The sequence below is a fragment of the Cohnella sp. GCM10012308 genome (assembly GCF_042649185.1).
Classification (GTDB): Bacteria; Bacillota; Bacilli; order Paenibacillales; family Paenibacillaceae; genus Cohnella.
Map to the genome: position 1 here is coordinate 101,288 of NZ_JBHRYU010000020.1, position 11,940 is coordinate 113,227.

Annotated in this window: 9 protein-coding genes; all 9 read left to right on the plus strand. The window is 62.0% G+C overall.

The annotated features are described in order from the left end of the window. Positions 1-316: 316 nt before the first annotated feature. On the plus strand, positions 317-2,671 hold the full coding sequence (locus tag ACFOTD_RS20740) for an alpha-L-rhamnosidase-related protein (RefSeq protein WP_378121841.1): 2,355 nt from the start codon (positions 317-319) through the stop codon (positions 2,669-2,671). A 390-nt stretch (positions 2,672-3,061) separates the two neighbouring features. Next, on the plus strand, positions 3,062-5,068 hold the full coding sequence (locus ACFOTD_RS20745) for an alpha-galactosidase (RefSeq protein ID WP_378121842.1): 2,007 nt from the start codon (positions 3,062-3,064) through the stop codon (positions 5,066-5,068). Between the two features lie 212 nt (positions 5,069-5,280). Beyond that, positions 5,281-6,969, plus strand: coding sequence for an oligosaccharide flippase family protein (locus ACFOTD_RS20750; protein WP_378121843.1), 1,689 nt, complete (start codon positions 5,281-5,283; stop codon positions 6,967-6,969). Positions 6,970-8,216: 1,247 nt separating this feature from the next. After that, the gene (gene yabN / locus ACFOTD_RS20755; protein ID WP_378121844.1) at positions 8,217-9,701 is read left to right on the plus strand and encodes a bifunctional methyltransferase/pyrophosphohydrolase YabN; all 1,485 of its coding nucleotides are present in this window, start codon (positions 8,217-8,219) and stop codon (positions 9,699-9,701) included. Between the two features lie 190 nt (positions 9,702-9,891). Further along, positions 9,892-10,164, plus strand: a complete 273-nt coding sequence (locus ACFOTD_RS20760; RefSeq protein ID WP_090117831.1) for an HU family DNA-binding protein — start codon at positions 9,892-9,894, stop codon at positions 10,162-10,164. A gap of 3 nt (positions 10,165-10,167) precedes the next feature. Then, a complete protein-coding gene (locus ACFOTD_RS20765; protein WP_378121845.1) occupies positions 10,168-10,449 on the plus strand; it encodes an RNA-binding S4 domain-containing protein in 282 nt (93 codons plus the stop codon). 123 nt (positions 10,450-10,572) lie between these two features. Continuing rightward, positions 10,573-10,854, plus strand: a complete 282-nt coding sequence (gene yabP, locus ACFOTD_RS20770) for a sporulation protein YabP (protein ID WP_378121846.1) — start codon at positions 10,573-10,575, stop codon at positions 10,852-10,854. Continuing rightward, positions 10,851-11,474: a spore cortex biosynthesis protein YabQ gene (gene yabQ / locus ACFOTD_RS20775; protein WP_378121847.1), complete on the plus strand. Its 624-nt coding sequence runs from the start codon at positions 10,851-10,853 to the stop codon at positions 11,472-11,474. The genes yabP and yabQ overlap by 4 nt, the downstream gene beginning before the upstream one ends. A gap of 118 nt (positions 11,475-11,592) precedes the next feature. Continuing rightward, positions 11,593-11,910, plus strand: coding sequence for an FtsB family cell division protein (locus ACFOTD_RS20780; RefSeq protein ID WP_378121848.1), 318 nt, complete (start codon positions 11,593-11,595; stop codon positions 11,908-11,910). Positions 11,911-11,940 lie beyond the last annotated feature (30 nt).

Genomic DNA, 11,940 nt, shown 5'->3' on the forward strand with positions numbered 1-11,940 from the left:
CCCTGTGTACCGTCCGTGTCGCCGATTCCGATAGCTGCATATGTGCATCTAAATTTCTTTTCCTCGCTCGCTTCAAGGCGTTTAGCTGCATTTATGCAGCTGTTTGCTTTTAAATAGCTGATTTTCGTCATTACGCAGTCCATTAGCTGCATTTATGCAGCTATCATCGTAAACACGGACGCGGATAATAAAATGAACTGCGGATATGCATCTAATTTTCCTCGCATCACGCATGCCGCGACACGACTGTCAGCGAGCAGGCAGCGGCGCGGCGCATATCTACGAATTCGACATCTCGGAAGGAGAGAATCGCATAATGGCCCAACAATGGGGAGACAACCGCTCGCAAATGGAGGCGGCCATTCGCCTTGCCAATATGACGGCGGGACGGGAGACGCAAGAGACGGACGACATGGATCTGTTCGTCTGCGCGGGACACCGCAGTTCGATGATCGGGGGCCAGGACGGCGGATTTCCGGACTTCGGCCATCACATTCCGGATGAGATGGGCGGTTTGTGGACGCATCCGATCAAGCTCATGGACGGCTTTTGGCTGCACTTGGCCGAGGCGGCGGATTCTTCGGGGGGCGCGTGGCTGGAAAAGGCGGAAGCCTTTCACAACTTCGCGTTTTATAACGAGCATGACTACGCGGTCCCGGCTCTGGGACTGCATGCCGTTCGCAGCCAGTTCTGTCCGGACGAGCATCCCGGCTTTGTCGTCGAATACCGTTTGCGCGATACGAGCGGCAGGAGCCGCGAGCTGACGGCTGTTTTCCAGGGGCGGACCGAGCTGCGCCCGGTATGGTTCTCCGAGGAGGCCGGCATTCAGGACGCGCCGGACGAAGCGCGCGCGGATGCGGAGCTATCCGCGATCGTCGCCAAGGACCGGGAACACCCCTGGTTCGTCGTCTTCGGCAGCGACGTGCCGGGGTGCGAGCCGTACGTCGACAGCGACTCGGCGACACCTTCGCGCGCCCCTACCGCAGGCAACGGCGTGACGGGCAGCCTGCGCATGCGGATCTCGTTGCCTGCCAACGGCACCGCGGAGCTGCGATTTTTCATCGCCGGCTCCGTCCAGTCGGAAGCCGAAGCGGCAGGGACGTACGCCCGCATCCGCGACGGTCACGCCGACATGCGCAGAGCCAAGCGCCTGCGTTATGAATCGCTGCTGGCCCGGACAGAGCTGGAGATCCCGGATGAAGAACTCACCCGCGTATTCGATTGGGTGAAGATTCACAGCGAGTGGCTAGTGCTAGATGTGCCCGGCGTCGGGAGAGGCTTGACGGCCGGCATTCCCGAGTACCCCTGGTGGTTCGGCTGCGACAACAGCTACGCCCTGCTCGGGCTGCTCGCCGTCGGCCGGCAGGCGCTTGCCGTGGAGACATCCGACCTGATTCGCGAGACGTCAGAGCGGACCAACGGCAACGGCCGCATCATTCACGAGCTGACGACCTGGGGGCTGGTCTCCAATCCGGGCAATACGCAGGAGACGCCGCACTACATCCAGAGCGTGCGCGAGATTTTCGACTGGACGGGCGATCTGGATTACCTGAAGCGGGCCTATCCGACCGTGCGCCAGGGACTGGAGTGGCTTCTCGGCGAGATGGATCCGGACGGCGACTTGCTTCCCGAAGGCTACGGCATCACGGAGATCGAAGGGCTGAACGTCGAGCTCATCGATACGGCCGTCTACACCTGGTCGGCATTGCTAGCAGGGGCGGAGATGGCGGAGCTGCTCGGGGAAGCGGACGTTGCCGATGGTTGGCGCGAGACGGCGGTGCGGCTGTCGGACAAGATCAACACGGATCTGTGGTTGGAAAAAGAGGGCTTGTACGCGGACGCCATGGCGCGCGTCGAGGCCGTCCGCCAGCGGATGCCGGTATATATCGAGCGGGCCGAAGGGATGGGCGCGGATCGCGCGGTACGGGAGATGCAGGCGATGCAAGCGGAGATCGCGGACCTGCCGCCGGACGAGGAGCGTCCCTGGCTGTTCAAGAATTGGGTCATTAACACGCCGATGGAAACGGGACTGGCGCCGCGCGACAAGGCAGTGCGGGCGCTCATGCGTATGGGCACGGAGGAATTTACAGGCGATGCCGGCACGTATTTGTCCGGCATGTACCGGACGCAGATGATGACGATCTCGACGGGCGTGCAGGCGGTAGCGGAAGCGCGTTACGACCGGATGGACGAGTCGCTGCGCCTGGTGAAGCTGATCGCCTCCACCTTCGGAAGGCGTCTGCCGGGCTCGATCAGCGAGATGTCGCCGGATTACGGCTGCTTTGTCCAAGCTTGGACGAACTACGGGATCCACTGGCCGATCGTGCGGTTCATGTTTGGCATCGCGCCTAAGGCGCATGACAAGACACTGACGCTGCGGCCGCGGCTGCCGTCCGCATGGCGCGAAGCGGCCATCCGTCGAGTCGCGATCGGCGAAGGCGCCTGCGCGGCCTCGCTAGACCTTGAGATCACGCTTGGCGAAGGCGCGGACGTGTACAAGGTGAAGCTCGGCGGAGAAGGGTGGACGATTCGCCTAGATTTGCCGCAGGCAGCAGGCGCGCGCATTTACGTAAACGGCAGCCTGGTTGAGAAACGGGAGGACGGCCGGGATGGCGAGGCGCGCTTTGAAATCGCGGGTAATGGCATGTTCGAGGTGCGGGTGGAGCGTTAGTCATTGCAGACAGCGGACAAGGTGTGCCAGATGCATGCTTGCCAGACGCATGCCAAATGCATGCTAGGCGCTTGCCAGATGCATGCCAAATGCTTCGGCCAATTTGGACGATGCGTTGGGATAGTTGGACGTACACACGGCGTGCGTGCTGAAGGGAGAAAATGCACCCCAAACCTGAGAGAGAGCCGGCTTCATTTGGGTTGTGAGCAGTCATTATAGCGTGGGGGAGGAGGGGAGACGATGACGGACAAGCGACGGAACGACGCACCAGAATCACTAGCACGGCCTATGGAGCCGGCAGCATCCGAAAGACCAGAACGACTGGACTGTCAATTCCCAGCTGACGCAGACTGGTCGACCGCTCGCATGCAGTATGTGCAGGCCAGCGAGGTGAGTGCGGGACTAAGCCGACTCGGTCTTGCCGGCGAGCCGGCGCTTAGCCACGGCATCAGAGCCGGCAGCGATTTCGTCTTGCAGCTCGGAGGCGTGCGATTCGGAGGCCGTTCCGCCAGTCTCAGACGTATCGAAGCGACAGTTTCTTCGCCGGCGCCCGGCATAAGGCATCATACCGTCCGGCTTCGCTGCGACAAACTCTTCTTCGAAGTCGACAGTCACACGATCATCTATGAAGAAGAGCCGGTCTTCGAGCGTTGGGTAACGGTTCGCAATGCGGGCGAAGCTTCGTTCCACGTGGAACGGATCGATCCCCTCCAGCTCGAGCTCTCCCTGGGAGAGTGGCGGGTGCTGTCCTATCGCAGCGACTGGGGAGCCGAGTTTGAGCCGGAGGAGGCGCCGCTAGGCGAATCCTTTATCGCCGAAACGCGATGGGGCCGCTCCTCCAAAGGCATGCACCCCTGGGTCGCGCTCGTACGGGACGACGGCGCGCTGCTCCATGTCAGCCCGATGTGGTCCGGCAACTGGAAGATCCGCTGCGAGCGCCGGGAGGATGGCGGCGTCGCGGTCGCGGCCGGGCTGAACGACTGGGCGTTCTTCAAGGAGCTGGCGCCCGGGGAAACGATGGAGAGCCCTCGCGTCGCGGCAGCAATAGGCAGCGGCGGGGACCTGCATACCGTGTCGATTCCGCTAGCGCGCGTCGGCAGGCGGCACTGGTATCCCCGGAGCGCGGTGTCCGACGAGCTGCCGGTCGAGTGGAACCATTGGTTCAGCTACGAAGACCAATTGATTGACGCGGATACGTTCAAGGCCAACGCGGCCGAGGCTGCGAAGCTAGGCTTTGAGGCCTGCACCTTGGACGCAGGCTGGTTCGGCGATGCCGAAGGGAGCCTGCATTGGCATGACATTCGGGGCGATTGGGACAAGGTGAATGCCCGACGTTTCCCGGACGGCATCGGAGAAATATCGGAATACGTGCGCGGCCTCGGCATGCGTTTCGGATTTTGGTGCGAGATCGAGGGCTTGGGCCCGCAAGCATCGCTGGCCGAACGCAGTCCTTCTTTTCCCGCGAGCCGTGAGGGCGAGCCGCTCGGTTATGTGTGCCTGGGCAACCCGGAGGCGCGGGCATGGGCGTATGCGGAGTTGGACCGGCTGATCCGGAACTACCGCTGCGACTGGATCAAGCTGGACTTTAACGTGGATCCCAAAGCCGGCTGCGACCGCTGCGACCATGGACACGGCGCCGGAGACGGTCTTTATGAGCATATCTGGGGCCTATACGACGTATTGGATCGGCTGCGCGCGGCGCATCCGGACGTGCTGCTCGAGAATTGTTCCTCCGGCGGCCTGCGGCTCGATCTGGGCATGGCGCGCCATTCGCACGCTTCCTTCCTCAGCGATCCCGACTGGCCTGAGCACAGCCTGCAAATTTTCTGGGGCGTATCCACGTTCCTCGCGGCCGACCGGGCGCTGCACTGGAGCTACTCCGATTGGATCTGCGAGCATCCGCGCCAGCGCTTCGACCCGCACAGCCCCGCGCTCACGCTAGCGAAGTTTGATTACTACACGCGGATCGGGATGCTTGGCGCGTTCGGCGTCTCCCAACGTTTGCCTGACTTGCCTGCGGCCTTGAGCGAGCGGCTGGCCCGGCATGCGGAACAGTACCGGACGACCGTCCGCCGCTTCGTACGGGGTGGAGATCTGTACCGGCTGACCGAGCAGCCGCTGCGCGAAGGCAGAGGCTCGCGATGGGCTGCCTTCCAGTATGCGCTGGAAGGGGGCGGCGAGCACTTGCTGTTCGTCTTCCGCCTGGACGGCGACGAGACGCGGCGGCACATCAAGCTGCGGGCGCTGGAGGCGGAGGTGACATACGAGCTGGAGGACTTGGACGGCGGGCCTGTCAGGAGGTTGACCGGCGCGGAGCTGACGGCCACGGGTCTGCTGTTCGAGGATTATGCGGAGGAGCAGTCGGGATTATTTGTCTTGCGAAAAGTGGAAGGCTGAGGGCAGCGGTTATACGAGCGGCGACGTAGAAGCTTGCGTGCAGCTGCTTGTCAGAGGAGTGTCGCACTGCCCGCGAGGCGGACGGAGCGGCGCTCTTTTTGCTGTAATCTATAGCTAAATTAGCCTTCCCCACGCTTGTGCTATAATGGTCTCACTTTAATCGCATGAACGGAGGAGCGTCGATCGCGGCATGCCGCGGCCGGCCAAGCGTCTTGAAAAGCCAACCATCGCAACTCATGCGCGGCGCCGCCCTGCTCGGAGGCGCCGCGCTGCTGTCCAAGCTCATCGGCACGCTTCAAAAGATTCCGCTGCAGAACCTGGCAGGAGACCGCGTCTTCGGCCTTTATAGCGCTGTCTACGCGTTGGCGGTCATGTGGATGACGCTGGCGGCGGCAGGCATCCCCGTCGCGGTATCGGCGCTCGTCGCCGAGCGAATCGCCGCCGGCGACGAGCGCGGGGCGCGGCGGCTGCTTCGCTATGCCGCCGCCCTGCTCTCGGCGAGCGGCCTGGTCGCGTTCGCTCTGCTCTGGTCCGCGGCGGATACGCTGGCCGCCTGGATGGGCGCGCCCGAGGCGGCGGCCGCAATCCGCGCCTCCTCGCTGGCGCTGCTTGCCGCGCCGCTCACGGCCGCGCTGCGCGGCTATTCACAGGGGCGGCTCGAGATGGGCCGCCCGGCCCTGTCGCAGCTCGCGGAGCAGTGCGCCCGCGTTGCCTTCATGCTGTGCGCCCTCGGTTGGGCGCTCCAGCGGGACTGGTCGGCGGCCTCGACGGCCGCCGCCGTCCATGGCGGGCTGGCGGCCGGCGCTGCAGCCGGCCTGGCCGTGATGCTGATCACCGGCCGGCGCAGCCATGCCTATGATCGCGCCGAGCACCAAGAATCCGCTGCAGCTTCAGCTACGCTCGCGCCAAAAGAACCTGGCCGCATCCTGCTCCGCCGAATCGTCCGGGTGGCGCTGCCTGTCGCCGCCGGATCCGTCGTCGCACCGCTGTTTGGGTTGATCGACGCGTTTACGCTGCCGCGGTTCCTGCAGAGCGCGGGCGATACCGCCGCGGCAGCTATGTTCGCTTTCGGCGAATACAACCGCGGCGTCGCGCTGCTGCAGCTGGTGTCCATGGCCGCCGGCGGCGCTGCCGCCGCCCTCGTGCCGAGCTTGACGATGGCACGTTCCGGCCCCGGCATCGATGCCGAGAGCAGCGCGCAGGCGGCATTCGCAATGCGTCTTGCCTGGTGGTTCGGCGGCGCTGCCGCCATCGGCTTGGCCATCCTGGCGCGGCCGATTAACGTCGCGTTGTTCGCGGACGCGCGCGGTACCGCCGCCATGGCCGTGCTGGGCGCCGCCGCACTCGGCGCAGCGCTGCAGGCCGTCAGCGCCGCCGTGCTTCAGGGGCTCGGCGACCTTCGTGCGCCGGCCTTCCATTTGGCCTTTGCCGCCCTCATCAAGGCGGCGCTTAACGCAGCGCTAGTGCCGGCTTTCGGCATCACGGGCGCTGCGGTAGCCGCCGCCTGCGCATACGGCGCCGCGGCAACTCTTAACCTGCGCGCGCTGCACCGCCTCGGCGCGCTGCCAGTCCCGCGCTTCGCCGCAGCAGGCCGCTCCGCGCTCGCGCTGGCGGTGCTGGCCGCGGCCGCCGGCGGCGGTTCGCTCGCGCTGGCCGCGCTCACGCGCGGGCTCGCTCCGCGCGTCGCGGCGCTGCTCACGGCGCTGCCGTGCATTGCGCTCGGCGCATTCGCCTTCGCGGCAGCGCTAGCGGCCACCGGCGCGCTCGGCCCGCGCGAATGGCGCGCGCTTCCGGGCGTCGCAGGCTCGCGAGCCGAGCGGTGGCTGCAACGCCTGCAGCCCGCTTCGCGCCGGTTGGGCGAGACTACAGCCGACCCAGGCGGCCCGCCATCCGCGCCGTAACGCGGGAGCATGGCCCACTGTCCGCGCCTGTACGATCGATACATGTGCGCTCACGCGGCCTGCATATGCACCTAACACGTCCCGCATTCCTCACGTTTTAATAGTCATGCTCCGCTACGAATCGTTCTTCTGCGCGGCGTTTTAACGTTATCCCCTTCATTCAGGCAACGCCCATGGCGAACAATCGCCTTCCCTATGGAAGGTGATGAAGCCCGGCGGCCCACAAATCGTGCCATCGCCTTCCCTAGAGCAGGCGATGGAACCCGGCGGCCCGCAAATCGAGCCATCGCCTTCCCTACAGCAGGCGATGGGGCCCGGCGGCCCGCAAATCGTACCATCGCCTTCCCTAGAGCAGGCGATGGAACCCGCCGGCCCGCGAACCGGACAAACGCCTCCCCTGGTGCAGGCGATGGAATCCGCCGAACCGCGAATCGGACAAACGCCTCCCCTGGTGCAGGCGATGGAGTCCGCCGAACCGCGAACCGGACAAACGCCTCCCCTGGTGCAGGCGATGGGGCCCGGCGGCCCGCAAATCGAGCCATCGCCTTTCCTACAGCAGGCGATGAAGCCCGCTGGCCCACAAATCGAGCCATCGCCTCTCCTGCAGCAGGCGATGGAACCCACCGGCCCGCCGCCCCGCAAATCGGACAATTACTTTCCCTAGAGCAATCTTGCCGAGCCGCTCATTACAACAATTTTGTTTTTCTTACTTTACCGTTGTTCCCGCTCTACCGGTTTCTGCTTTCTCGATCTTCCTGCTTTCTCGATCTTCCTGCTTTCTCGATCTTCCTGCTTCTCGATCTTCCTGCTTTCTCGATCTTCCTGCTTTCTCGATCATCCTGCTTTTCGATCTTCCTGCTTTCTCGATCTTCCTGCTTTCTCGATCTTCCTGCTTCTCAATCTTCCTGCTTTCTCGATCTTCCTGCTTTTCGATCTTCCTGCTTTTCGATCTTCCTGCTTTTCGATCTTCCTGTTCCTCAACCTCCCTGTTCCTCGACCTTCCTGTTCCAAAGGGATATCGTTAAAACCGATCAATGATATAGACCGTAAACCCCGCACCCCTACATCTCCGCAAAATTTTCAGCCAAATGCACCAGCGGAACTTTCTCGCTCCACGCTCCACGCCCCACATTTCCGCCACTATCGCACTTTTCCTCGCCTTCTGGCAGCCCGCATTTTGACTTCGCCCCCATTTTAAACCTATACTGGCTTATCGACCTTCGAGCAACGGAAAGGATGAGTACCGCATGCCCCCATCCATCATCGTCGTCGGGCTTGGCTCCGGCGGGGAGGACCAATTGACGCTCGGCATCTTGAAGTCGCTGGAGTCCGCCGGCATCCGTTACTGCCGCACCGCGGACCATCCGGCCGTGGCGGATCTCGCCAAGCGCGGCATCGCGATGGAGCCGTTTGACGCCCTGTACGAGCGCAGCGACAGCTTCGAGCAGGTGTACGAAGACATCGCAGAGACGCTGCTTAGCCAGGCGGCGTCGAATCCGGAGCAGCCGGTCGCTTACGCCGTGCCCGGTCATCCGATGGTCGCGGAGCGCACCGTTCAGCTGCTGCGCCAGCGATCCGAAGCGCGCGGCATCTCGCTTGACATCCTGGGCGGAGAGAGCTTTCTCGACCAGGCATTCGTAAGGCTGGGCTTCGATCCGATCGAGGGCTTCCAGCTGCTGGACGCCTCAAGCCTGAAGCGCGAGCATCTGCGTCCGTCGTTGCATACCGTTGTCGGCCAGGTATATGACGCTTATACCGCGTCGGACGTCAAGCTCACGCTGATGGGCGTTTACCCGGACGATCATGAGATCGTGCTCGGACAGGCGCTCGGTATCGCGGGGGAGGAGCGCATCGCGCGCATACCGCTTCATGATCTGGACCGCCAGGAGAGCTACGGCAATCTGACGCTGGTCTACGTTCCCGCCAGCGACGATGCCAGGCTTCAGCGTCGTTCGTTCGAGCGGCTGCACGAGATCGTATCGATATTGCGCAGTCCCGAGGGCTGCCCTTGGGATCGCGAGCAGACGCATCAGTCGATCCGCCGCAATTTTATCGAAGAGACGTACGAAGCGCTCGAAGCGCTCGATCTCGACGATCCCGACGGCATGAAGGAAGAGTTCGGCGACGTGCTGCTGCAGATTCTGCTGCATAGTCAGATGGAAGAGGAGACCGGCGCGTTCGACGTGTTCGATGTGCTCGGGGAGTTGAACGACAAGCTGATCTTCCGCCATCCGCACGTATTCGGCACGGAGAACGCGGGCGATGCCGAGGAAGCGCTGCGGAACTGGGAAGCCATGAAGGCCGAGGAAAAGCGGCTGAAAGGACGTCCGGAGCGCATGTCTCTGCTCGACGGCATTCCCAAGGACCTGCCGGCGCTGCCGCGCGCGCACAAGATTCAGAAGAAGGCGTCCGGCGTCGGCTTCGACTGGCCGGATCTCGAAGGCGTGTGGGACAAGATCGCCGAGGAGCTGGACGAGCTCAAGGCGGCGGTGCGGGACGAATCGCAAGAGCGCCAGCAAGAGGAGTTCGGAGATTTGTTGTTCGCGGTCGTGAACGCGTCCCGCTTCATCCACGCGGATCCGGAGGAGGCGCTTGCGGGCACGAACCGCAAGTTCGCCGCGCGGTTTCGCTATATCGAAGAGCGGCTAAGTATAAGCGGGCGCAAGTTTGACGAAACTGATTTACTAGAGATGGAAGGTTGGTGGCAAGAAGCCAAGCACGCCGCCGACTAGTTCGAAGGCTCTATTTTTCGCTCAAGACTGCGCTTTTCCGCTTTTTTTCGAATTATTTTTCGCGGAATTTGCAGGATTTTATCGGCAGGTGAAGAATAGTAACCTTCGTGCTTTTGCGTCAACAACAAGATTCTATGGCGGACGGCGCCAACCCAATTTAAGATTTCCAATTATGGGAGGAATATTAACCATGAACAAGACTGACCTGATCAACAACATCTCCGAAAAAAGCGGCCTGACGAAGAAAGACGTAGAGAACGTACTTAACAGCTTCCTGGGCGAAGTATCCGACGCGCTGGCTTCCGGCGACAAGGTTCAACTGATCGGCTTCGGCACGTTCGAGACCCGCAGCCGCTCCGGCCGCGTAGGCCGCAACCCGCAAACGGGCAAGACGATCGAGATCGCCGCTTCCAAGGTTCCTGCCTTCAAAGCCGGCAACAAGCTGAAGGACGCAGTCAAGTAATCGATGCGCCTCGATAAATTTTTGAAGGTGTCGCGGCTGATCAAGCGGCGCACCGTCGCGAAGGACGTGTCCGATCAGGGACGCGTCCTTCTCAATGGGCGCGAAGCCAAGCCGAGCGCCGACGTGAAGATCGGCGACGAGCTTGAGATCCAGTATGGCCAGCGCATCCTGACGGTCCGCGTGGAGAAGCTGCTCGAATCGACCAAAAAGGAAGATGCCGAAGGCCTCTACGCAATCGTCAAAGAAGAAGTGCGCAAACGCGAGAGCGACGACTTTTTCCTCTGAAGATCCTTTATCTCCAGCCCGGGGATAAGGGATTTTTTTATGTCCGCGCGCATTCTCCGGCATGTCCGTTCTAATTCTCTGTACAGGCCCATATGCTAGTCTCATCTAAAGGAGGGACGCGCCATGGACCAGGGAAAGAGCGGCAAGGTGCAGGATGTTCGTCTGCAGAACCGCAAATTAATGGATATCACGGGCGTGAGCCAGGTCGAGAGCTTCGACAGCGAGGAGTTTCTGCTGGACACGTCCTGCGGGCCGCTCGCGGTTCGCGGACATAACCTTCATATGAAAAATTTAAGCCTGGAGCAGGGACTCGTGACCATCGAGGGCACGATCGACGCGTTCGTCTACCTGGACGGCAAAGCCGCCTCCAAGTCGAAGGGCTTGCTCGGGAAGCTCTTCCGGTGAACGCGGCCGTCCACTGGTCGACGATCGGCGCGATGATTCTATGCGGGCTTGGCATGGGCACCGTATTCGATATCTATCGGGCCGCCGCCGCTCGTCTTCATTTCCGCCGCTGGCTGCTCCCGCTGCTCGATCTTCTGTACTGGGTCGCCGCTACGCTGATCGTGTTCCGCATCCTTCTCGGCGTCAATTACGGCGAAGTGCGTCTCTATGTGTTTTTAGGCATCGGCATCGGCGTTTGCGCGTATTTCGGTTTGTTCAGCTCGCATGTGCTGCGGGCCGCAGGCTGGATCTTCGAGACGCTGCGCAAGCTAGGGCTGCTGCTCTGGCGCATCGTACGGATTTTGCTAATCGTCCCTATGATGTGGATCGTGCGTACGCTTGCGAGCCTGCTTGACGCGATCTTCGTCGTGACGGCGGCCCTCCTGCTCTGGTTGGCCAAACTGCTGCTCCGCCCGCTCGGTCCGCCGGGCCGTTGGCTGTGGGACAGGCTGCTGCCGGTTCGAAACCAATTCAACCGCGCAAAACTGTTGTTTCAGCGGATCGTGGCGCGGGTAAAGGAAGTATGGCGCGTTTTGAAAGGACCGGACGATCCTTCGGATAAGCCGGATCCCGACGAGTAATCGACACAATCCGTCCGTAAAGCATGACGATAGAAGGATATTTCGAATTCTCGGGATTATGCTATAATAAGTACACCATTTATAGCGTGCGCAAGGGACTGCTAGGAGGAGCGACCGAATGCCAACCAGCACTGCAGCGAACACCCCGGCTTCGGTCGGACTCAAGAGACGTCTCAAACTTTTGCTTCTTTTCGTCATTCTGTTCATGAGCTGGGCGGTCTACACCTTGGTCATACAGCAGCAGCACACGTCCGAGCGCTCCACGCAGCTGCACGACGTGAAGATCAAGCTATCCGAGGTCCAGCTGAAGAACGAGACGCTTAAGAAGGAGATCGTCCGACTGCATGACGATGAGTATATCGGACAGATCGCCATACAGCAGGGAATGACCCGTCCAGGCCAGCAATCCATCATCGTTAAGCCGAAGAACCCTTGAGAAATCTGCGAGGCCAAGCCCCGCAAGGGC